Annotated in this window: 17 protein-coding genes; 10 read left to right on the forward strand and 7 right to left on the reverse strand. The window is 56.1% G+C overall.

The window, feature by feature from the left end:
• Positions 1-9 precede the first annotated feature (9 nt).
• Both VHE34_RS08370 and VHE34_RS08375 read left to right on the forward strand, forming a co-directional pair.
• On the forward strand, positions 10-2541 hold the full coding sequence (locus VHE34_RS08370) for a GH116 family glycosyl hydrolase (protein ID WP_325586653.1): 2532 nt from the start codon (positions 10-12) through the stop codon (positions 2539-2541).
• Entirely contained in the window at positions 2538-3752 is a 1215-nt protein-coding gene (locus VHE34_RS08375; protein WP_325586655.1) for a GTP-binding protein, read from the forward strand. The genes VHE34_RS08370 and VHE34_RS08375 overlap by 4 nt, the downstream gene beginning before the upstream one ends.
• Here the strand turns inward: VHE34_RS08375 and VHE34_RS08380 are convergent.
• On the reverse strand, positions 3749-4381 hold the full coding sequence (locus tag VHE34_RS08380; RefSeq protein WP_325586657.1) for a DUF1080 domain-containing protein: 633 nt from the start codon (positions 4379-4381) through the stop codon (positions 3749-3751). The two genes, VHE34_RS08375 and VHE34_RS08380, sit on opposite strands and share 4 nt — an antisense overlap.
• A gap of 101 nt (positions 4382-4482) precedes the next feature.
• On the opposite strand from VHE34_RS08380, the gene VHE34_RS08385 reads away from it, so the two are divergent.
• On the forward strand, positions 4483-5040 hold the full coding sequence (locus VHE34_RS08385) for a hypothetical protein (RefSeq protein ID WP_325586659.1): 558 nt from the start codon (positions 4483-4485) through the stop codon (positions 5038-5040).
• Here the strand turns inward: VHE34_RS08385 and VHE34_RS08390 are convergent.
• Positions 5027-6154 (reverse strand): hypothetical protein, encoded by a 1128-nt coding sequence (locus tag VHE34_RS08390; protein ID WP_325586661.1) that lies wholly within the window; start codon positions 6152-6154, stop codon positions 5027-5029. The two genes, VHE34_RS08385 and VHE34_RS08390, sit on opposite strands and share 14 nt — an antisense overlap.
• Before the next feature lie 129 nt (positions 6155-6283).
• Between VHE34_RS08390 and VHE34_RS08395 the strand changes: the two genes are divergently transcribed.
• Positions 6284-9478 (forward strand): S41 family peptidase, encoded by a 3195-nt coding sequence (locus VHE34_RS08395; protein ID WP_325586663.1) that lies wholly within the window; start codon positions 6284-6286, stop codon positions 9476-9478.
• Here VHE34_RS08395 and VHE34_RS08400 read toward each other — a convergent pair.
• Positions 9475-10452, reverse strand: coding sequence for a GlxA family transcriptional regulator (locus VHE34_RS08400; RefSeq protein WP_325586665.1), 978 nt, complete (start codon positions 10450-10452; stop codon positions 9475-9477). The genes VHE34_RS08395 and VHE34_RS08400 overlap by 4 nt on opposite strands.
• 153 nt (positions 10453-10605) lie before the next feature.
• On the opposite strand from VHE34_RS08400, the gene VHE34_RS08405 reads away from it, so the two are divergent.
• Together VHE34_RS08405 and VHE34_RS08410 are read left to right on the forward strand one after the other, a co-directional pair.
• Entirely contained in the window at positions 10606-11022 is a 417-nt protein-coding gene (locus tag VHE34_RS08405) for a hypothetical protein (RefSeq protein WP_325586667.1), read from the forward strand.
• Between the two features lie 4 nt (positions 11023-11026).
• A complete protein-coding gene (locus VHE34_RS08410; protein WP_325586669.1) occupies positions 11027-11437 on the forward strand; it encodes a VOC family protein in 411 nt (136 codons plus the stop codon).
• Positions 11438-11441: 4 nt separating this feature from the next.
• Here VHE34_RS08410 and VHE34_RS08415 read toward each other — a convergent pair whose 3' ends face one another.
• The gene (locus tag VHE34_RS08415; RefSeq protein WP_325586671.1) at positions 11442-13829 is read right to left on the reverse strand and encodes an ABC transporter permease; all 2388 of its coding nucleotides are present in this window, start codon (positions 13827-13829) and stop codon (positions 11442-11444) included.
• A gap of 124 nt (positions 13830-13953) precedes the next feature.
• On the opposite strand from VHE34_RS08415, the gene VHE34_RS08420 reads away from it, so the two are divergent.
• The 4 genes from VHE34_RS08420 to VHE34_RS08435 all read left to right on the forward strand — a co-directional run bounded on the left by VHE34_RS08420 (position 13954) and on the right by VHE34_RS08435 (position 17197).
• Positions 13954-14424: a GNAT family N-acetyltransferase gene (locus tag VHE34_RS08420; RefSeq protein WP_325586673.1), complete on the forward strand. Its 471-nt coding sequence runs from the start codon at positions 13954-13956 to the stop codon at positions 14422-14424.
• A 66-nt stretch (positions 14425-14490) separates the two neighbouring features.
• Positions 14491-15909 (forward strand): Gfo/Idh/MocA family protein, encoded by a 1419-nt coding sequence (locus VHE34_RS08425; protein WP_325586675.1) that lies wholly within the window; start codon positions 14491-14493, stop codon positions 15907-15909.
• Between the two features lie 97 nt (positions 15910-16006).
• Complete coding sequence (locus VHE34_RS08430; RefSeq protein ID WP_325586677.1) at positions 16007-16822, forward strand: hypothetical protein; 816 nt, start codon at positions 16007-16009, stop codon at positions 16820-16822.
• Between the two features lie 189 nt (positions 16823-17011).
• Positions 17012-17197, forward strand: coding sequence for a hypothetical protein (locus VHE34_RS08435; RefSeq protein ID WP_325586679.1), 186 nt, complete (start codon positions 17012-17014; stop codon positions 17195-17197).
• A 40-nt stretch (positions 17198-17237) separates the two neighbouring features.
• Here VHE34_RS08435 and VHE34_RS08440 read toward each other — a convergent pair whose 3' ends face one another.
• From VHE34_RS08440 to VHE34_RS08450, 3 genes are all read right to left on the reverse strand, one after another.
• On the reverse strand, positions 17238-20714 hold the full coding sequence (locus VHE34_RS08440) for a VCBS repeat-containing protein (RefSeq protein ID WP_325586681.1): 3477 nt from the start codon (positions 20712-20714) through the stop codon (positions 17238-17240).
• Position 20715: 1 nt separating this feature from the next.
• Entirely contained in the window at positions 20716-22407 is a 1692-nt protein-coding gene (locus VHE34_RS08445; protein WP_325586683.1) for a GMC family oxidoreductase, read from the reverse strand.
• Positions 22408-22411: 4 nt separating this feature from the next.
• Positions 22412-23051: VCBS repeat-containing protein (locus VHE34_RS08450; RefSeq protein ID WP_325586685.1), on the reverse strand; the 640-nt coding region annotated here is incomplete at its 5' end.

Consider the following 23051-nt stretch of genomic DNA (forward strand, 5'->3'; position numbering starts at 1 on the left):
CTTCCCAAAATGCCTAACAACCGCCGGACCTTCCTCAAAACAGTCACCATCGGCAGCCTCGGCGCAGCCGCTGTCCCTACATCCCTTCTCGAAGCCGCACAGGAATCAGCAACGACCCCGCCGCCGGACGGGACCCCTGCGCAAAAAGGCCGCCCATACAACACCCCCTACACCGGCGAATATCTCAACCGCGTCGCCTTCCCCATCGGCGGCCTCGGCGCCGGCATGTTCTGCCTCGAAGGCGCCGGCGCCGTCTCCCATATGAGCATCCGCCACCACCCCGAAGTTTACAACGAACCACCCATCTTCGCCGCCCTCCATGTAAAGGCCCTCGATGCAACCGCCCCGCCGGCGGCTATTGGCGCCAAAGTCCTCGAAGGCCCCGTACCTACCTGGAAATACTTCGGTCCCCGCGGCGCCGGCAACGGCGAATCGGGCGCCACCTATGGCCTCCCCCGCTTCCGCCACGCCTCCTTCGAAGCCCGCTTCCCCTTCGCAACGCTGCATCTCCACGACGAAGACCTCCCCATAAAAGCAACCCTCACCGGCTGGAGCCCCTTCATCCCCACCGACGAAGACAACTCCTCCCTCCCGGTCGGCGCCCTCGAATATTCATTCGTCAACACCGGAAACACCCACATCGACGCCGTCTTCTCGTTCAACACAAAGAATTTCCTTCATAACGGCGACGAAACTCCCAACAGCATCGGCGCCACTCCCGGCGGCTTCATTCTTCGAACCGACAAGCCGGGCCAGGAAACAAACTTCGCCGTCTTCACAACCGACGACAAAGCCCTCATCGACCACTGCTGGTTCCGCGGCGGCTGGTGGGACCCCCTCACCATGACCTGGAATACTGTCAAAGAAGGAAAGACTCGCAACACCTCGCCCGTCGAAAAGGATGCCCCCGGCGCCTCCCTCTTCGTCCCATTCTCGCTCGCCCCCGGCGCGACAAAAACAATAAAAGTGCTGACGGCCTGGTACGCCCCCAACTCCACCCTGCACATCGGCGACTCCCTCCCCGAAAGCGCCACCTACCAACCCTGGTATGCCGGCCGCTTCGCTAACATCGCAGAAGTCATCGACTACTGGCGACAACATTACAAAGAACTCAAAAAAAACACCACCCTCTTCCACGACGCCTTCCACGCCAGCACGCTCCCACCCGAGGTCATGGAAGCCGTAGCCGCCAACCTCACCATCCTCAAATCCCCCACCGTCCTCCGCCAAAAAGACGGCCGCCTTTGGAGCTGGGAAGGATGCGCCGATGAGAACGGCTGCTGCCACGGCTCCTGTACCCACGTGTGGAACTACGCCCAGGCCATCCCCCATCTCTTCCCCGCCCTCGAACGCTCCCTCCGCAAAACGGAATTCGGCGAAGACCAGAACGAAGAAGGCCACCAGACCTTCCGCGCCAACCTCCCCATCAGCCCCGTAAAACACGACTTCCACGCGGCCGCGGACGGACAACTGGGCGGCATCATGAAAGTCTACCGCGACTGGCGCATCGCCGGCGACGACACATGGCTCGCGGACATGTATCCGAAAGTAAGAACAAGCATGGACTATTGCATCAGGACCTGGGATCCCCGCGCAAAAGGTGTCGTCGAAGAACCGCATCACAACACCTACGACATCGAATTCTGGGGCGCCGACGGCATGTGCACCAGCTTCTACCTCGGCGCACTATACGCCATGACAAAAATGGGCAACCACCTGCATCAGGACATTAGCACATATCAATCATTGTATGAAAAGGGCCGAAAATACATGGAGACCCGCCTCTATGACGGCGAGTTCTTCATCCAGGAGATCGAATACAAAGGCCTCAACGCCCCCAATCCCGCAAAAGCCCAATCCTACGGCGGCGAATATTCGCCGGAAGCCGTCGACCTCCTTCAAAAGGAAGGCCCAAAATACCAATACGGCAAAGGATGCCTTAGCGACGGCGTCCTCGGCGCGTGGATCGGAAAAATGGCCGGCCTCGAAGATTTCATCGACGCAACAAAGATCAAAAGCCACCTGCTGGCCATCCATCGTTACAACCTCCGCAAAGACCTCAGCGAACACGCCAACCCCCAACGCCCCGCCTATGCTCTCGGCCACGAAGGCGGCCTCCTGCTCTGTACCTGGCCAAAAGGCGGCCGGCTCTCCCTGCCCTTCGTCTACAGCGATGAGGTCTGGACCGGCATCGAATACCAGGTGGCCTCCCATCTCCTCCTGACAGGCAACATCGCCCAGGGGCTCGAGATCGTCCGCCTCTGCCGCGACCGCTATGACGGTCGCATCCGCAACCCCTTCAACGAATACGAGTGCGGCCACTGGTATGCCCGCGCTATGTCCAGCTACGGACTTCTACAAGGTCTGACCGGCCTGCGCTACGACGCCGTGGAAAAAACCCTGCACCTCAACTCGCACATCGGCGATTTCACCTGCTTCCTGTCCACCGCCACCGGCTTCGGCACCGTTACCTATAAGAATGGTAAAGCAAAACTCGATGTCACATTCGGGTCTATCCCGGTGCAAAAGATCATCGCATGAAAATTCTAACGCTGCACTATATCATGAAGAACGGTCGCGGGGAACAGCTCGAAGAAGCCACTACCAGCTTCCTCCACGGATCATCCGCCCTTTCACCCTTGCTCCAATCCCAGCTTGAAGGTCTCCAACCCACCGACAAAAAAATCATTGCACTCCCCAAAGGCGCCGAAGGCGCCGACGACGACTTCAGCTTCGAGGTCACCCTCATGGCCGTCCGCGACGCAACGCCCGCTGAAATCCACGCCGGCCATTACCTTCCCTTCACAAAGATCCACCTGCTGAGCGGCTTCCTCGGCGCCGGCAAAACCACAGCCATCGAACAGGCCAGTCAATACCTCCAAAAACAAAACATCCCCATCGCCGTCATCACAAACGATCAGGGCGACCGGCTCGTGGACGGCAACCGCTTCCTACACCTCGGCATCCCTTCCCGCGAGGTTTCCGGCGGCTGTCTCTGCTGCAACTATAATACGCTCGAAGAAAATATTGGCATGTTGACGACAGCCACTCGCCCTGCAATGGTCTTCGCCGAGTCCGTAGGTTCCTGCACGGATATCATTGCTACTGTGCTTAAACCGCTCCTCGACCGGCATCCCGAATGGCAACCCACTATCTCGGTCTTCGCCGATGCCCACCTGCTCGATGCCTCCATCCATGACCCCACCATCCGCTATATCTATCAAAAACAACTCGAAGAAGCCCAGATCCTCGCGATCACCCGCAGCGAAGGATTCCCCGGGCAATGGAAAAAAGAAGTCCGGGCCCGCTTCCCCGGCAAGACCATCCTCTTCCACAACTCTTACAAGGAAACCGATATCAGGCGTTGGCTCGACACCCTCGAATCCCTCCCCCCACGCCCGGTCCTGCCCTCTCTCGACATCGACTACGATATCTATGCCGAAGGCGAAGCCCGCCTCGCCTGGCTCGACCAGGAATTAGCCGTCGACTCGGAACAGGCCGCCAACCACCTGATGACCGCCCTCCACGACAAATTAGAAAAGGAAAATTTTCCCGTCCGCCGCCTGAAATTCTGGCAAACGCCCACCACGCTCCTCATCAACGCCCGCGTACAGACCGATCGCCTCACCCTGATGCAGATCGTCGCGGACGCCATCGCAGAAATGACCACCCTCTACCAATGCGATATCAGGACCATCAACTACAACTGCTTTCAGCCCGGCTACCCAAAACCCCAACACCGCATCGCCTAGTCCAGCGGCCGCACCATAATATCCTTGAAGTAAACCTTACTGTTCGGATCATGCCCCTGCAGCGCAAAGGTCCCGCTCGACAACACCCGCTGCTCGCTGCCCTTTTCCCGCTTCACATCCGCCGGCTCGGTATAATCCACCACCGTCCTGTCATTGATCTTGATGACGATCCGCTTCCCCTCCACTTTTACATACTCCGTAAACCAAACATTATCCTTCACGTACACCTCCTTCACATCCTCGATCCCATAAAGACTCCCCGTCCGCCGCCAGTCCGTATGCGAATTGTTCACCTGCACCTCATACCCCTTCGCAGGCCAACCGCCCTCCTGGTAATGGGTATGGATATAAATACCTGAATTGCTCCCCGGCCGGGTCATCACCCGGGCCTTGAACTCGAAATTTTTGAAATCGTGATTGTGCACCGGACCCTCATAAAACAAATGCGCCGTATTCCCATGTGCAATGATACACCCGCTATCCACCGAGAACGTCGACGCATTCTCCCCCACTTTCCATCCGTTCAACGTCTTCCCATCAAATAACGAGACCCACTTTGCATCCCTATTGGTCCACGCTCCACCCAAAAATACGAGGGCCGCCAGGCCGAATGCGCTCAATCGTTTCATATTAATTCATATTGGTATGCATTAAATGTATCAAAATATTCCTTTAGCAAAACAACAAATCGAAATTTTCGTTCCTATCCAGTTCATCCAATATCAACGTCATGACCCGGTTCAAAAAATTATTCCTAATTGCTATTGGCATCACCGCGAGCGCATCCCTCCACGCACAGCTCGAACTCGCCCAGTTGATCACAAAAGGACACTCCGCCACCGGGCTCGGCGGCAATCTTCACGTCGGCTTCCCCGTTTCAAAAGGCGATGAGATCAGCGGCGAGATCGGTGTCTACTATTTCGCCCCCAACCAGTCCCACATGATCTTCGTTCCCTTCCTCCTCGGCTATCGCCATACCCTCGACCACAGCGGCACCCGCTGGTACATCGAGCCATTCGCCGGCTATAGCATCGGCGGCACCGATATTCCCAAGCTCGACGCCGCCGGCCAGCCGGTCTATAACTCAGACGGCGCCGAGGTCGATCAAAAGCTCTCCGGCGCCACCGCAGGCCTCGGCATCGGCTATATCCTTCCTGATCCAAAACTACCCCTCAACTTTGCCCTCCGCTACGAGCACACCTTCGTCTCCGACAACCCCAGCCCCAGCATCCTCGCCCTCCGCCTCTCCTGGTCGGTCCTCACCGCCCGCCACCTCACCGCTCAATAACCAACCCATCCATATCATCCAACCTCGCTACGATCCCCCACGAAAAGAAATTTCCCCCCAACGCCAGCATCACTACATTGTCCCCTGCCTTCAGCGGCAGCTCCACCGTCGAATTCTCGATCGATAACCGCCCGTTCGGCACCTTCACCACGGGAAACCCAAAATTATTCTTGTCCACCTTGATCAACCGGTCATTCACAAACACCGCAACATCATCAAGAAATCCAAGCCGCAACTGAACCATCTTCGCTTCCCGGGCCTGGATCGTCGTCTTTAAGAACATCATCCGCGGTACCCCAAAAGGCACTGTGGCCCCAAAGATCCGGCTTAGGTTCACAAATCCCCGCCGCTCCGCATCGACCGGCTTCCAAACCGCCTTAGCGCCCGGCAACCCGCGGATCCCCAACAGATTGGCCTTTCTCACATCCTCATTCGCCGTATCTGGCGGAACCATCCACCAATGCCGCAGGTACCGGGAATCATACCCCGTCACATCGGTCCCTTCCACGGGCGAAAGCCCCTCTACCTGCCCCGGCTTCACGATAAGATTGGTAATGATCTGCTCCCCCTGGAAGGCCAGCGTCCCATGGGTCACATCCCCCTCCAACCGCGGCACTTCCAGCGTAGGCCGCTCCGGGTGGTTCACCCACACCTTCATCTGCTTCCCCGATACGATCATCTTCACATGACTGGCCTTCGCTAGCGTATAATCCGAGAAGGTCTGGTACTGCGGCAAGGCATCCCAATACATCACCCCCTTGACGATAGGCGTATACTGCACCGCCTCCATCGCATAAGGATGATTCACCGCCCAATTCGTCCGCAGATAAAAAGTTTCGGTCTCCGCCGTATCCTGGAAGCGGAAAAAGAAGGAGGCAAAATCATGGTTCGTCGGAAGAATATCGAACTCGATCGTCCCATCCGTAAAGTCAAGGTCCTTCAATACCACAAACCCCCGCCCGTCGATCACCTTTAACCGCGCCATCCCCGCGCTGTCATCGAACGCCGCGATCCCAGGCCGGAATGTCCAGGCCTCTGCCTTCAGTGATATTCTTTTCTGCGCCGATACCGCGAATCCCCAAAAAAGCAATCCAAGTATACCAAGTCTTTTCATATTTATTTTTTTCAGCAAATATGTCCGTCCCCCCTCAAACCCCCTATTCAAATCCATTTCAATCCCGTTCAACTCAAAAAAAGAGGAGTAACCCATTTTTATCTATCTTCAAACAACTAAACTGTAAACATGAGAAACCTCCTCATCGCCATCGGCCTCATCCTGACCCAGGGCTCCACCGCCAACGCCCAATCCCAACCTCGCTGGCTCATTCAACCCGCCCTCTCCCCCGACGGCAAGTGGATCGCCTTCGGCTACAAAGGCAACCTCTTCAAAGCCCCCTCCACCGGCGGCCCCGCCACTCCCCTTACTATCAACAACTTCTACAACGGCTACCCCGTCTGGAGCCACGACGGCAAAAAGATCGCCTTCGCCTCCGACCGCTATGGCAACTTCGATATATTCATTGTGAACTCGACCGGCGGCGAAGCCACCCGCCTCACAGCCAACTCCGCAAAGGACATCCCCTGCGATTTCAGCACCGACGACCAGCAGGTCCTCTTCGGAACCGACCGCCATGATATCTACACCTCCGCCCGCTTCCCCGGCGACAATTACTGGATGAAACTCTTCAGCGTCCCGGTCAAAGGCGGTGCAAGTAGTATGATCAACAGCGCCGGCACCGAATTCCTCCATTACAATGAGAAAGGCGACAAATTCATCTTCCAGGATCGAAAAGGCTACGAAGACCCCTGGCGCAAACACCATACCTCCCCCGTCACACGGGATATCTGGGTATATGACACAAAGACACACGAATACACAAAGGTCTCCGACTTCAAAGGCGAAGACCGCGAACCCGTTTGGGGCAAAGGCGACGAATTCTACTATCTCAGCGAACGCAACGGCAACCAAAATCTATACAAAGGCTCCCTGGCCAACCCCGCCAGCCCACAACAACTGACCAGCTTCGAAAAAAACCCCGTCCGAAATCTTTCCCGCAGCAACGACGGCCTGCTGGCTTTCACATACAATGGCGATCTCTACACCCTGAATGAAGGTAGCCAGCCCCAAAAGATCACCATCACCCTCGACGCCGATTTCAGCGGCGACGAAACCACCATAATACCCGTGAAGGGCGAAGCCTCCGAAATGGCGATCTCCGCCGATGGCAAACAGGTGGCCTTTGTCTATCGCGGGGACATCTTCGTCACCTCCGCCGACGGCGCCACCACCCGCCGCATTACCAACACTCCCTACCAGGAGCGAATGGTGGAATTCAGTCCCGATGGCCGCTCTCTCCTCTACTCCGCCGAACACGAGGCCTCCTGGGACATCGAACAAACCACCATCGCCTCAAAGACCGAACCTTACTTTTACGCCGCCACTCTCCTGACCACGACACCCGTCGTCGCCTCCGGCAAAGACGAATTCCAGGGGGTATACTCTCCCGATGGCAAAAAGATCGCCTATCTCGAAGAACGCAACATCCTCAAAACGGTCGACCTCGCCACCAAAGCTACCAACACGCTCATCCCCGAAGGCGTCAACTACTCCTATTCCGACGGCGATCAATATTTCGCCTGGTCGCCCGACAGCAAATGGCTGCTGGCCCAATCCGGCGAAAGCGGTGGCTGGCAGTCCCGTGAAGTGGTCCTCCTGAAAGACGATGGCTCGGGCAAGCGCACCAACCTCACCGGCAGCGGCTTCGACGACCTGCACCCTCAATGGGGCATCGACGGGAAAATGATGTATTGGCTGAGCAACAAACAAGGCATGAAGAACCTCAGCCGCGGCGGCCAGTCCGATGTCTATGCGATGTTCTTCGACCCGAAAGCCTGGGACCGGTTCCAACTCTCAAAAGAGGACTTCGATCTGAAAACAGAACTGGAAAAGAAAGACACCACAAAAAAACCAACCACCCCCCTCGAGCTCGATCTCAGGAACCTCGATGACCGCACCCAACGCCTCACCAGCACCTCCTCCATACTCTCCGGCGCAAAACTCTCGAAAGACGGCGAAAAGCTATACTACCTGGCCGCGTATGAAAAAGGCTTCGATCTCTGGCAAGCCACGCTGCGCACCCACGAGACAAAACAGCTCGCTAAGCTCGACGCAACCGGCGGCCGCATCGAAATGACCCGCGACGGAAAATTCCTCTTCGTCCTCGCCGGCGGCTCCATCTATAAGGTCAACACCGAAGACGGCAAAGTCAGCCCCGTAAAGATCAACACCGAGATGGAGCTCAATGCCTCCGCCGAAAGAACGTATATCTTCGACCACGCCTGGAAACAGGTAAAGAAAAAACTCTTCGACCCCAAACTGCAGGGCGTCGACTGGGATTACTATCACAACAACTACCGCCAGTTCCTTCCCCATATTAACAACAACTACGACTTCCAGCTGCTGCTGAGCGAATTCCTGGGAGAGCTCAACGCAAGCCATACCGGCGGCCGCTATGCCCCCGATTTCCCCAATGGCGACGAAACCGCTGCTCTGGGTCTGTTCTATGACCTCGAGAGAAAACAAGACGGTCTCCTCGTAAAGGAAATTATTGCAGGTGGGCCCTTCGATAAGGACGGCACTCACATGACACCCGGCGTCATCATCGACAAGATCGACGGCAACCCCGTAACGATGTCCGCCGACTGGTCGGCCCTGCTCAACCACAAGGCAGGCCAGCTCACGCTCATCAGCTTTCACGATCCAAAGACAAATGCCGCCTACGAAGAAAGCGTAAAACCTATAAAGCCGAGAATAGAAACAGCCACCCTGCTCTATAACCGCTGGACCCACCGCATGGAACGTCTCGTCGACAGCCTGTCCGGCGGACGCCTCGGCTACGTGCACGTACGAAGCATGGATGACCCCAGCTTCCGGATCACCTTCGACAAAGTGCTGGGAAAGAATATCGACAAGGAAGCCCTCATCGTAGATACCCGGTACAATGGCGGCGGCTGGCTCCATGACGATCTCGTCACCTTCCTCGGCGGAAAGCTCTACTTCACCCTCCACCCGCAAAACCATACGACAAAAGGCGGCGAATCCCTCAACAAATGGACAAAACCCAGCTGCGTGGTGATGAGCGAAGGCAACTACTCGGATGCCTTCATGTTCCCCTATGCCTATAAACACCTGGGCATCGGCAAGCTCGTAGGCATGCCCGTCGCCGGTACCGGCACCGCCGTCTGGTGGGAAACGCAGATCAATCCCCGGATCGTCTTTGGGATACCGATGGTCGCCAGCTATGGCTCCGGCGAAGACCACCCGACGGAGAACCATCAGTTGGATCCCGATATCCGCGTCAGCGACGACTATAATAAGATCCTCTCCGGGGAAGATCAGCAGATCGAGGCCGCAGTGCAGCTACTTATACATCGCTAATTCAACGCCTCCTTATTATACTTATTCCTATAATCCACCGGCGACATCGACGTCACCTTCTTGAAAATATCCCGGAACGCCTTCGTATCATTATACCCCACCTCGTACATCACCTCCCCGACCGTCTTCCGGCTGATCTCCAGCTGCCGCTTTGCAGCCTCGATCTTCACCCGCTGCCAATATTCCAGCACGGTATTGTTCGTCGCCTTCTTAAAGCGACGCTCAAAGGTCCGCCGCGCAATCCCAAACTTTTCACACAACTCATCCACCGTGATCTTATCCTGGAAATTCGATTCGATATATTCCTGCACTCGGACAATATCCGGATCGTTATGCACCTTCTGTCCCTTGAAGATGCTGAAAGGCGACTGACTGTTCCGGTCGATGTCCAGCACAAAGAACTTCGAAGCCAGGATCGCCATCTCCCGGTTGGTATACTTCTCGACAAGATAAAGTAGCAGGTTCCAGTAGGAGTTCGCGCCGCCGCTCGAATAAAGCCCGTTCTGATCGGTGACGATCTTATCATCCGTGAGCTCGACATCCGGGAACCGGTTCCGGAACTCATTGGCGAACAACCAATGCGTCGAACAGGGCTTGCCGCTCAACAAACCCGTCTCCGCCAGCAGAAACGCGCCAAGACAAAGACTCGCCACCTCGCTCCCCGTCTTATAGTGATCCACGATCCAGGGAATAAAGTCCCGGTTCAGCCGCATCGCCGTATCCAGGTTACCACTGACGGCCGGCACCACGATCAGATCGGGCTTCCGTGCATTGGCCAGCACCGCATCGGTATGGATGGAGAAAAGCCCGTCCGTCACTCGTACTTCCGGAGTCAGCCCCACCAGCTGCACATTGAACACCGGCGGCGCACCGGCACTCTTCAGGAATTCATTCACGGCTGTAAATAGGTAACGCGGATCAGCGACGGCTTCAACAACGGCGGTCTCCGGCACAAGGATGGCAATCTGCTTCATAGTTCTCGAGTTTAATTTTCGATCCGGAGGGCCCGGATCTGTCGTATAAAGATAGGCCCAAACGATGTCGCAAACAACCCCTTTAATTGACGGATTTCCACATTCCCCAATCCACAAAGAGATCCTAGCTTTGTTTGACAAAATAAAACGACAATGGAACCCTACCACATGGACCACGACATCCGCCTCGTTTGCGTCCCGGCAAAGAGCTTCCCCGATGGAGTAATGGCCGCCTTTCAGCAACTCATGAATATTTTCCCCGACCAGCAGGGGCATCGTCGTCTCTTTGGCGTCTCCTGGCCCGATGGAAAAGGAAGCATGATCTATAAAGCCGCCGTGGAAGAGAAATACCAGGGGGAAGCAGAAAAGATGGGCATGGAACCTTATCTCCTGAAAAAAGGCGAATACCTCAGCACCACCGTCCACAATTTCATGAATGATATCCCCTCCATCGGCAAGGCCTTCCGCCAATTGGTCGATGCACCCGGCGTTCATCCGAATACCGTAGGCGTGGAAGAATACATCAGCACCACCGATGTCCGCTGTATGGTCCCTATGTTCAATAATTAAGAGTATGTCTACCCACCTCAACGCTTACCTCAACTTCAACGGTCGCTGCCGCGAAGCAATGACCTTCTATCAGCAATGCCTCGGCGGCGATCTCAACCTGCAAAAAATAGCGGAGTCTCCGTTTGCCGTGCAGATGCCGTCCGAAGCAGGGGGCAATATCCTCCACGGAAGCCTCACAAAAGATGGAGTCCTTCTTTTGATGGGGTCCGATATGATCGGAGAAAGTCCGCAACAAGGGAATTCAGTCGTCCTCTGCATCAAATGCAGCACCGACGAGGAGATCACCCAATGCTTTACCAAACTCTCTGCCGGCGGCCAGGTAAAAATGCCCCTGCATCAAGGCTTCTGGGGCTCGACCTATGGAGAGCTCACCGACAAATTTGGGATGTTCTGGAAATTCTTGCGCACAAGATAACGCCCTACTCCGAACGCAACGATCGCACCGGGTTGGTCAATGCAGCCTTCACACTCTGATAGCTCACGGTCAGCACCGTGATCGCCACCGCGCCAATTCCTGTCGCCGCAAAGATCCACCAGGCAATATTCGTGTGATAAGTGTATTTCTCCAGCCAGTGGTGCATGAAATATCCTGCCGACGGCAATGCCACGACCAGCGCGATCAGCACAAGCACGACAAAATCCTTTGAAAGCAGGCCCCAGAGATTGACCACCGATGCCCCAAGCACCTTCCGCACCCCAATCTCCTTGATCCGCTGTTCGGCCATATAGGACGCCATCCCGAATAAACCCAGGCAGCTGATAAAGATGGCGAATACCGTAAAAGCGGCCGCCAGCTTACCGATACGCTCCTCATCGGAAAATTTCTGCGCATATTCCAGGTCGGCGAACCGATACGTAAAAGGCACGGCAGGCGCATATTTCTTCAGCACTTTCTCGATTCCCGCGACCGCCACATGCGGACTCACCCGCGCATTGATCCGGATATTCAGGTAGTCCTGCCTGTCTCCGGTCAGCCGGTACAAACATTGTTTCACCGGCTCATAAGGCGACGTGGCAACCATGTCCCGGATCACCCCGATGACCCGGTAATCCTTTCCCCACACCTGCACGGTCTTTCCGATGGGATCCTTCAAACTCATATATTGCACCGCCGCCTCGTTGAGAACAAGGGCGCTCGAATCCGTAAGAAATTGCGGCGAGAAATCCCTGCCGGCGACAAACTGCCAGCCGACCGTCTTCCCATAGGCGGTGCTCACCCACACATTGGCGAAATCATACGTGGCATGCGGATCCATTTCCGCCCAATTGACCCCGCTCGTATTATGGTTCATCTGGGTCGCCGGACTGGAGGATTCGGCTATATCGGCCACCACCCCACTACCCGTCAGGTCTGCCTGGATCGCGGCAAAATGATTGTGTACGTCGTCGGTGGAGATTCGGACATTGACAAGCCCCGCCCGGTCATAACCCGTGGGCCGGTCCTTGGCATACTGGATCTGCCGGAACACACAGACCGTCCCCACGATCAGGATCACCGACACCGAAAATTGCAGCACCACCAGCACCTGCCTCGGCAAAGCCGCCAGCCTGCCCGCCCGGAAGCTTCCCTTCAACACCTTTATCGGGCGGAAAGACGAGAGATACAACGCCGGATAGCTTCCGGCCACGATCCCCGTAAAAACACAGAAACCAACGCTCATCAGCCAGAACACCGGGCTGTTCCACAAAATATGCACCTGCTTATCGGCCACTGCGTTGAACAAAGGCAACAACAACCCCACGATCCCAAGCGTAAACGCAAAGGCAAGAAGCGTAATGAGCACGGACTCGCAGTAGAATTGCACGATCAGTTGCCGCCGCAACGATCCAATGGTCTTGCGGATGCCCACTTCCTTCGCCCGCTTTTCGCTCCGCGCAGTACTCAGGTTCATGAAATTGATACAGGCCAGTAATAAGACAAATAGTCCGATCGTACCGAACAACCATACAGATTGTATCCTTCCCCCGGTGTTGACGCCGTTCTTGAACTCGGAATACAAATGCCATTTCTTCATGGGATGCAGCAACAGCGTGGGCTTGTACACGGCCTCTTTCTTGCTGACGTACTTCAACTTGGCGTCCTTTATCCGTTGGGACGCGGAGTTGACATCCACGCCGTCGGCCAACCGGACGAATAGCTGAAAGGAATTATCACCCCAATCCTGCTTCGTACGCTCGTCGACGAGGTCGCGCATATAATAGTCCCAGGGCGCAAGAAAAGAGATATTGCTCTGATGAAACTGGGAATTGTTGGGCAGGTCCTCGTAAACCCCCTTGACGACAAAATTGCTCCGGTTGTCCATCAGTACCACCTTGTTGAGGGCATCGGTGTTGCCAAACAACGCCGTCGCCACACTCCGCGACAACAGGATGGCCGATGGGTCCGCAAGCGCCCCCTTCGAACCCTCCGCCATCTTTAGCCCAAACACTTCCGGCGCATCGGGCTGCATAAAACTTCCCGACTGCTCGATCTTGGTGTCTCCCACCGCCAGGATATGCTCCCAGCTCCAGGACGCCATCACGATATTCTTGAAATCGTTGCCATAATGTTTCCTCAATTCCTCACCCAGCGGAACAGGAATGGCCTTCCCCGTCCGGGCCGTACCATTGAAGGTCTGACTCTGCATCACCTGCGCCACCCGGTCATAGCTCGGATCATATTTGTCAAAGGACAATTCATCCCAGATCCAAAGACCGATCAATAAGGCCACAGCCATGCCGATCGCCAGCCCCGAAATATTGATAGTAGAGTGCGCCACATTCTTGCGCAGGTTGCGCCAGGCGGTGAGGAAGAAATTAGTAAACATGCCAAAATCCTAGCGACAATCGTACCGCCCGTGCATTTCTCTATTAATCAGCCCCTTAAAGCACCCCTTACCAGGCAAGTCTGTCCGTTTTTGATACATCCGCTGTCCGGCCCTATCTTTAAGCATGACACGTCAGATCAACATCCGGCCGGCTACCACCGCCGACCTTCCCACCCTCCTTCAATTCGAACAAGGCGTAATCGCCGCCGAGCGCCCCATGGACCCGACGATCAAAGATGGTCCCATCCACTACTACAACCTCCCCGCCATGCTCGAATCCCCCGATATCCAGCTCCTCGTCGCCGAGCTCGACGGCAACCTCATCGCCTCCGGCTACGCCCGCATCGAAACCGGCCGCCTCTATCTCAAACACACCCACCACGCCTACCTCGGCTTCATGTACGTCGACCCCGCCCACCGCGGCAAAGGCGTCAACCAGCTCATCATCGCCGCCCTCCGCCAATGGGCCCACACCCGCAACATCACCGAGCTCCGCCTCGACGTCTATGTCGTCAACGACGCCGCCATCCGCGCCTATGAAAAAGCCGGCTTTCACGGCCACTTGCTCCAAATGCGCTCCCCGGTACAAGGTTAAGCAACCGTTTGCGCATAGAAATCCCTCCCGAATCCTTTAAGTTTGACCCAAACACGCACTTCGCCAATGAACAGGAAATCCTTTCTCCGCAACAGCAGCCTCGCAGCCCTGGCCCTCGCCGCAAGCACCCCCGCAATTGCCCTCGAACCAAATGCCCCCGCCATCAACGCAGGCAGAACAAAACCCATCACAGTCCCAAGGGATACGCCCCTCCACTTCGCCGGCCCCAAAGTACGCCTCGCCATCCTCGGCACCGGCCTCCGCGGTCAAAGCCACCTCAACCTCCTCCTCCGCCGCGACGACGTCGACGTCGTCGCCATCTGCGACGTCGACGACTACATGCTCTCAAGGGCAAAAGCCGCCGTCACCAAATCCGGAAAAAAGCAACCACAGGTCTACACCGGCAGCCCGTACGCCTGGCAGGATCTTCTGAAAAAGGAACAGGTCGACGCCATACTGATCGCCACGCCCTGGGAATGGCACAAACCCATGATCGTCGGCTCCCTCGAAGCAGGAATAAAATACGTCGCCACGGAGGTCATCCTCGGCATCACCCTGCAGGACCACTGGGATGTGGTAAAGGCGGCGGAAAAATACAATGCCAATGTCATGATGCTGGAGAACGTCTGCTATAGAAGGGATGTCATGGCCATCCTCAATATGGTAAGACAAGGCCTGTTCGGTGAGATCGTCCACCTGCAAGGCGGCTACCAGCACTGCCTGCAAGGGATAAAATTCAACAACGGCCAGACCAATGGCGGCGTAGGCTGCGAATTCGGCGAGAAAGCCTTCTCCGAGGCCCGCTGGCGCACCGAACATTCGGTCCGTCGCAACGGCGACCTCTACCCGACCCACGGGATCGGCCCCCTCGCCCACTACATCGATATCAACCGCGGCAACGTCTTTACCACCCTCAGCTCCTTCTCCACAAAATCCCGCGGCTTGCATGACTATGTCGTCCGCCACTGCGGTGAGAACCATCCCAGCGCAAAGGTGAAGTTCAAGCTCGGCGACATCGTCACCACCTCCATCAACTGCGCCAACGGTGAAACGATCCTCCTTCAGCACGACACCAACCTCCCCCGCCCCTATTCCCTCGGTTTTCGCGTCCAGGGCACAAACGGGCTATGGATGGATGTCGCAAACGGCGTCTACGTGGAAGGCCAGTCAAAAGAAGACGAATGGGATGCGGCAAAGACCTGGCTGGAAAAATACGATCATCCGCTGTGGAAACGCTGGACAAACGAAGCGGAAGGCGCAGGCCATGGCGGCATGGACTTCTTCGTAGTCCACGCCTTCATCGAATCGGTCAAGCGGAAAACCCCGACACCCCAGGACGTCTACGACGCCGCCGCGTGGAGCGCCATCACCCCGCTGAGCGAACAATCCATCGAGCTCGGCAACGCAACCGTCCCCTTCCCCGACTTCACCAGCGGCCAGTGGATGTACCGCAAACCGACCTTCGCGCTCAACGATGAATACTGAAACCAGGGGGTGCCCGCTACGCGGGCGCCCCCAGAACGCCCCACTATTGATCGTCCCTGCGCCTACGCTTCCGCACGCCATCGTATTTTGCTACCCTATGCTAGGGTTATTCAAAAAAGACAGCGCTCCGCAAAGCCCGCTAAAGGACCATCGCCGGCAATGGGTCGAAAGCTCCTTTCAATGGCTCACCACCGTCTTCGACAGACAAGCCATCCTGCACCGCAAGGTCCTCGTACCGCATTATTCCCATTTCCCCATCCGCTACAACGGTGACCCCCAAACGGCAACCGACACACTCGACATCGTGGCGGCGCAAATGGAAATCTCCACCACGGACCTGGAACTCAACATCTACGATGACAGCTATAACCAGCTCTCTACTGGTTCCCCCACAGGCGCCAGGCTGGCCGTCGTCACCGAAGGCGAACCGCCCGCCGATGAACCCTGGCCCACAGTCGACGAAACAGGGAAATACCCCATCACGCTGAAAAAGTCCCGCCTTCAAAACCCCGAGCTGCTCGTGGCTACCCTCGCCCGCGACCTGGCCAAAATAAAATTGTCGGGAGAAGCACGCATCACCAGGCCCGACGCGCCCCTAACCGACCTCACGACGCTCATCTTCGGCCTCGGCGTCTTCAACGCCAACGCAGCCTTCATGAGCCAAAACCTTCGCACCACGGGGGAGAACGCCCGCATGACCCAAATGGAATGGGGTTACGGCCTGGCCCTCTTCGCGCACCTCCGCAACGAGAAAAAACCGGCCTGGACCGAACACCTGGTAAAGAATATCAGATCGGACTTCCAGAAAAGCGAACAATACCTCGCCTACCACCACAACTCCCCCCAAAAAAGCGAAAGGCGGTCCCCTTTTGCAGGGGATCCGCCGATGGCTGAAAGTGAAAACCGTCCATAATAAGTTAGGTCAGCAAAGAATAGGTCAGCAACGGTACCCCAAAATTACACCCCGGGGTTCCACCCGACAATACCACTTTGGTGGAATTTTTTCTACAGATCGGGACCACCCTCCTGCCGCTAACCCGCCGTTTTTCAACGGGTTCGCCATTGGCAAGGTTTTTTGACGGGTCATCCCAAACGCCTCATCATGAAAAAAAAAATAAAGAATCTCCTTAGCCTGACCCTCTTCATCGGCCTGACGGTATTCGCCCTGACAGGCTGCTACGAAAGCCACTACTATCACCAATACCATCACCACACGCGCGAATGGTATGGCCGCCACCATACTCCTCCTCCCGCCGGCGTCGACTTCAACGTCGATATCCACAACTAGTCAGGAAAAGAAAGGAAACTAAAAAGGAAAAAAAAGATATTCATCGGGACGGTTCATGGTTAGACCCGGGGGCATTGCCTCCGGGTCGTTTTTTATAAAACACCACCCCCCCTCCAACCTTCGAAAACGCCAGCAGTTCCCCCCGCGCCGTCCGCAACACCTTCCCATCCCGCACCTCCCCATCCAGCGCCAACCCCGAAACATCCATCGCCGTCGCGTGCAGGCCCGGCCGGCAATCCCCCGACACATCCCCGCAAAACCCCGTCCGCCCGCTCATGATCCCCTCCCCAATCAAAAGATTCCCATAGCTCGCATCATATCGGCCCTCATAAGGCAATACCCCATAAAAATTGCCCGCCACAATCACATCCTCCTGCCCATCCCCATTCCAGTCCCCCGGAACAAAGGCAAACACCGGCGACCATTGCGCCTCCTTCGGCAACCGGCTCACCACAAAACTACCCGTGCCCGTATTGGTCAGCAACACCGAAGCAAGACATTCCGCATCCAACTCCACCGCCTTATCCAACTCCGCTCCAAAGATCTCCTCCACCGTCCTGCCCGCAAAACCTGCATAGCTGTTCCAACGCTTGCGCACAATTGCCGGAAAATGTTTCTCCAATTCATCCTTTCCAAGAAAAGGATAATACTTTCCCCCTTTCTCCACCGCAAGGACCGGATCCTCGACGCCGTTGGCATCAAAGTCCCCCACATACAATTTCAAAGGATTCCGCACGGAAGCGGCCAGCTTCGAATTAAGACCCCAGTTGCCCACGAGCAGATCGGGCTTCCCATCCCCATTCATATCCGTCACACAAATACTCTCCCACCAACCACTCGTACGGCCAAGGCCAAACGCCTCCGTCCGGTTCTCCAGCTTCCCCTTATGATTCATGAATACCGTCACCGGCATCCACTCCCCTACAACAACAAGATCGTCCCATCCATCCTTATCCAGGTCGGCCCACACCGCTGCCGTCACGCACCCCAGCTTCCCGATCCCAGGCTCCCTGGTAAAATTCCCCTTACCGTCATTAAGCAACAGATACGACTCCGGCGTCTCTCCAAGACGTCCGTAAAAAGGACTCCCACCCACAAAAACATCGACATCCCCGTCATGATCGACATCCGCCGCAACTACCACCGCCTTGTTCCCGGAAGGACCCGGCAACGTGGGCCCCTTCTGAAAATGCCCATGCCCGTCATTCAAATACACCCGGTCCACAAGCCCCGCCGAACCAGGAGCCAATTGCCCCCCTCCACTCACCACCACCAGGTCGGGATGCCCATCGCCGTTGACATCGGCAAACACCGCATCCGCATCCGGGCAAAATCCATCCGCCTTGAACAAAGCGGTGTCCACCGCCACAAATCGCGCCGATGCCTCCTGCCGGAAAAGACTCCCCGGCTGCCGCGCCCCACCACAGATAAAAATATCGTCAAGCCCATCCCCATCAATATCCGCAACAGCCATCTTCGGCCCCCGGGTCGACTGTTCATGCGGCATCAACGGCTGCGCATCCAGGTCATTGAAAGGATTATCCACCCGCCGATAGGACAAATCAATCATCGCCGTCACATCCTCCAAAAAGCCCTTCTCCACCCCCAACCCGTTAGCAGTTTCCCGCAAACCCACACCCGCCAGGCTAACCCCCGGCAAACCCACACCCGCCAGGCTAGCCCCCGGCAAACCCACACCCCATCCCCCCGGCCACATCCCCCCACTCCCCGACACCGCATCCCGGTGCTCCACCACCACCCGACGATCCGCCCCCACATGCGTCAACACCTGCCGCCGCCCATCCGGCCAATCCACCTCCAAAGTATCCACATGCCCCTCCCGCCCCAGTCCAAAATGCACCGGCCCCAACGACCCACTCTCAAAACCCCGCGTCACCGAACAATAGCCATATTGCACCCTCCCCCCCGTCCTCACCGCCACCTTCGCCCCAATCCCAAACAAATTCCCCAACGGCCCCCGCAACTCCACATCCAGGTAATGCACCCCGGCCTCACCATGATTCCGATAGATCATCGCCGGCTCATTCACCGTATTGACGACAAGATCGAGATTCCCATCATTATCGAGATCCGCATACGCCGCCCCATTCGAAAACGCCGGATGCGTAAACCCCCACTCCGCACTCCGATCATTAAAAACAAGACTGTCTGTTCCCTGGAACAAAAAACAATTCCCCTTCCCCGGCGGCATCTTCTCCACCGTAGCCAGGTCAGCCGCCCGCCCCTTCTGCAGCGCCGACGCTACCGGCATCGAAGCCATGAACTTCAATACATCCAGGTCATTGGGCCTCCGCTGGATGCCATTCGAAACAAACAGATCCTTTCGCCCGTCATTGTCAAAGTCCGCCGCCAACGCACTCCAGCTCCAGTCCGTCGCCGCAACACCCGAATAAAGCCCGATCTCGCTAAACCGCATCCCGCCACCAACATTCAACTGAAGACAGTTGCGCGAATACTGGGTATGATAACCATACTTCATCTTCATCCGATAAATGCTCAACGGATCATCCCCGCCGCTCCGCTTTAACACATCCTCCTTCGGCGGCAACATATCCAGCGTCACCAGGTCGAGCCAGCCGTCATTGTTCAGATCGGCCATATCACTGCCCATTGAAAACCTGCTTTCGTGCCCAAAAGCCTGCCTGTTGATCTCCGAGAACGTGCCGTCCCGGTTATTGAGATAATAATAATCGTTCTCATGAAAATCATTGCTCACATAAATATCGTCCCACCCGTCATTGTTCAAATCGCCCGCCAGCACATTCAACCCATAGCCCGTCACACTGCTGTAAATACCCGCAGCCTTCGTCACCTCGACAAAATGCCTGCCGCCCTCAACAGAGTCGTTGCGAAACAGTTTATCGCCGCTCACATCATTGTGTACCCGACGCTCGCTCGTATCCGCATAACTCTCATTGGAATGCACCGAATGATTCACGATAAAACAATCCAGGTCGCCGTCATGATCATAATCAAAGAACACCGCCTGCGTGTTAAAACCCAGAACATCCAACCCATACTCCGCCGCCCGCTCCGTAAATGTTCCATTCCGATTATTAATGAACAGCTCATTCCTCCCATGAAATCCCTTGTACCCTCCCACCTCCGAAACATAGATGTCCGGCCATCCGTCCCCATCCACATCTGCTACCGTGACGCCCGTCTTCCAATTGCCGGCCCCCCGCACCCCCGCACGGACCGTCACATCCTCAAAATGAAAATCACCCTTGTTGAAGTATAAAGCGTTCGCCCCCTGGTTGCTCACCAGGAAGATATCCGGCAACCCATCCCGGTTGAAATCCGCGATGCCCACGCCGCCGCCATTATAATAATAGAGATAGTCCAGGATATTCAGCGTGTCGGTATCCAACACGGAATTCTGAAAATGAATACCCGTCCGGTCTGGCGACAACAGTTCGAAGCGCGTCTTCCCGCGCCGCCCACAACCCGTCAAAAGAACGAGTACCGCAAAAAAATATAGAGGTCTCCTGCGCAATTCAAATATTCCCTTTCTTTAATTCCCCTACCGCGAAATCCGCAGCCCGCGCCGTCAACGCCATATACGTCAGCGAAGGATTCTGGCAGGCTGACGAAACCATACAGGCCCCATCCGTCACAAAGACATTCGGCGCATCCCAAACCTGGTTGTGACCATTCAGAACCGACGTTTTCCGGTCCCGGCCCATCCTCGCCGTTCCCATCTCATGGATACCCTGCCCGATCGCATATTTGTCACTGTCCCAGGTCGTGATATTCTTTACCCCCGTCGCCTCAAACATCGCCACCAATTCCTTCACGATATCCTTCCGCATCTTCAGTTCGTTATCTTTTAACTCGGCATCCATCGCCAACACCGGCAACCCCCATTTATCCTTACGCTCCTTATCCAGGTAGATCCGGTTCTCATGATAAGGCAGGATCTCTCCAAATCCCGTTGCCCCGATCTCCCAGGGGCCCGGCTCGGTCAACGCCTGCTTATAGTCCGCGCCGATATTCATCTCCGCCACATCCCGGCTCCATCCCTCCCGGCTTGCACTCCCCTGGTAACCATAACCACGCAAAAAGTCCCGCTTGTCGCCGAACAGGTTCGCAAATCGCGGAATATAAAACCCGTTCGCCCGCCGGCCATAGTAATATTTGTCCTCGAACCCTTCTACCGATCCTTTCGCGCCCAGCATATAGTGATGATCCATCACATTATGTCCAAGCTCCCCACTGCTGCTGCCAAGCCCCTCGGGCCAGACATCCGTCGCAGAATTCATCAACACCCACGCACTGTTCAACGCCGAAGCATTCAAAAATACGATCCTGGAAGAATAGGTATAGGTTTTATTCGTTTCCGCATCCAACACTTCCACCCCCGTCGCCCGTTTACGATCCTTGTCATAAAGGATGCGCGTGACGATCGAGAACGGCCTCACCGTCAGCTTACCCGTGGCCATCGCCGCCGGCAGAGTAGAAGATTGCGTACTGAAATATCCTCCAAAAGGACACCCCTCCCAACACCGGTTCCGGAATTGACAGGCCGTCCTGCCGGGAATCGGCGCCGTAAGGTTCGCCGTCCTGCCGATAAACAAATGCCGCTGCCCCTTATAGGCATCCTTGATCCGCTGCTGCACGTCCTTCTCCACACAGTTCAGCTCCATCGGCGGTAGATAATGTCCATCCGGCAACTGGGGCAACCCCTCCTTCGATCCGCTGATCCCTGCAAACTTCTCGACATAGGTATACCAGGACTCCAGGTCCTTATATCGTATCGGCCAGTCCACAGCGATTCCATCTTTCAGATTGGCCTCAAAATCAAGATCACTCCATCGATAGCTCTGCCGGCCCCAAAGGATAGATCGCCCACCCACCTGGTACGCCCGCCACCACGTGAACGGCTTCACCTCGACATAAGGGCAATCCTTCTCATTGGCCCAATAGTCGATATTGAACTCATGCGCCGCCGTCCCATACGCCGCCCAATACCGCGACAACACCGGCCGTTCCCGCTGCATCTGCGTCGTCGCATTCCCCCCGTGCGGAAAGTCCCAGGGATTCTTGTCGGCGCTCTTATAGTCCTTGATATGCTCGAAGGGCCGGCCCCGCTCGAGCATCAACACGGTAAGCCCCTTCTCGGTCAGCTCCTTCGCCGCCCATCCTCCACTGATCCCGCTGCCGATAACGATCGCATCATAGCTGTTCATGTCATTATTTTTTTAAAGGTAAAAATGTTCTAACACTATCATTATTCCTCGCCACCACCACCCGGTCCCCCACCCTCTCGATATCCCGCACCGCCCCCTTCACAAAGAACCCACTCTTCTCCGCCGGCACCGGCACAAATCCTCCCTGCCCATCGCCCTTCAGCAACAACCCATAACTCGCATCATAGATCCCCACCTCCGGCTTCGACTCATAAAAATTACCCCCCACCAACAGATCCATCTTCCCATCCCCATCAAAATCCCCCGGCAGGATACCATAAACAGGCGAGAACTGCGCCTCCCCCGGCAACGCCTTCTTCACAAACCCACCCGTCCCGTCATTCAAAAACACACAGCTCCGCAATTCATAGGCATCCAATTTCACAGAACCCGCCATCTGCTCGGCCGTAAAAATATCGGTCATCGTCTGCTCCTTGTATTCATTATAATGCAGATACTTCTTCTTCAACCCCGGCAACGCCGCCACCAAATCATGCCGCAGGCACATCGGGTACTGCCTGTCCCCATTGTAACAACACACGATCTGCTCCACCGTCCCATTCTGATCAAAATCGCTCACATACATCGTCACCGGCTTGGCCCGGCTCGCCCGGAACCTCGAGTTCAGTCCGTGATTGCCCGCC

The sequence above is a fragment of the Puia sp. genome, from assembly GCF_035546395.1.
Lineage (GTDB): Bacteria > Bacteroidota > Bacteroidia > Chitinophagales > Chitinophagaceae > Puia.

Excerpts from the sequence above, each read along its gene's own strand:
- VHE34_RS08370 (WP_325586653.1), top strand. The coding sequence starts at position 10 with ATGCCTAACAACCGCCGGACCTTCCTCAAAACAGTCACCATCGGCAGC.
- VHE34_RS08375 (WP_325586655.1), top strand. The coding sequence starts at position 2,538 with ATGAAAATTCTAACGCTGCACTATATCATGAAGAACGGTCGCGGGGAA.
- VHE34_RS08380 (WP_325586657.1), bottom strand. The coding sequence starts at position 4,381 with ATGAAACGATTGAGCGCATTCGGCCTGGCGGCCCTCGTATTTTTGGGT.
- VHE34_RS08385 (WP_325586659.1), top strand. The coding sequence starts at position 4,483 with ATGACCCGGTTCAAAAAATTATTCCTAATTGCTATTGGCATCACCGCG.
- VHE34_RS08390 (WP_325586661.1), bottom strand. The coding sequence starts at position 6,154 with ATGAAAAGACTTGGTATACTTGGATTGCTTTTTTGGGGATTCGCGGTA.
- VHE34_RS08395 (WP_325586663.1), top strand. The coding sequence starts at position 6,284 with ATGAGAAACCTCCTCATCGCCATCGGCCTCATCCTGACCCAGGGCTCC.
- VHE34_RS08400 (WP_325586665.1), bottom strand. The coding sequence starts at position 10,452 with ATGAAGCAGATTGCCATCCTTGTGCCGGAGACCGCCGTTGTTGAAGCC.
- VHE34_RS08405 (WP_325586667.1), top strand. The coding sequence starts at position 10,606 with ATGGAACCCTACCACATGGACCACGACATCCGCCTCGTTTGCGTCCCG.
- VHE34_RS08410 (WP_325586669.1), top strand. The coding sequence starts at position 11,027 with ATGTCTACCCACCTCAACGCTTACCTCAACTTCAACGGTCGCTGCCGC.
- VHE34_RS08415 (WP_325586671.1), bottom strand. The coding sequence starts at position 13,829 with ATGTTTACTAATTTCTTCCTCACCGCCTGGCGCAACCTGCGCAAGAAT.
- VHE34_RS08420 (WP_325586673.1), top strand. The coding sequence starts at position 13,954 with ATGACACGTCAGATCAACATCCGGCCGGCTACCACCGCCGACCTTCCC.
- VHE34_RS08425 (WP_325586675.1), top strand. The coding sequence starts at position 14,491 with ATGAACAGGAAATCCTTTCTCCGCAACAGCAGCCTCGCAGCCCTGGCC.
- VHE34_RS08430 (WP_325586677.1), top strand. The coding sequence starts at position 16,007 with ATGCTAGGGTTATTCAAAAAAGACAGCGCTCCGCAAAGCCCGCTAAAG.
- VHE34_RS08435 (WP_325586679.1), top strand. The coding sequence starts at position 17,012 with ATGAAAAAAAAAATAAAGAATCTCCTTAGCCTGACCCTCTTCATCGGC.
- VHE34_RS08445 (WP_325586683.1), bottom strand. The coding sequence starts at position 22,407 with ATGAACAGCTATGATGCGATCGTTATCGGCAGCGGGATCAGTGGAGGA.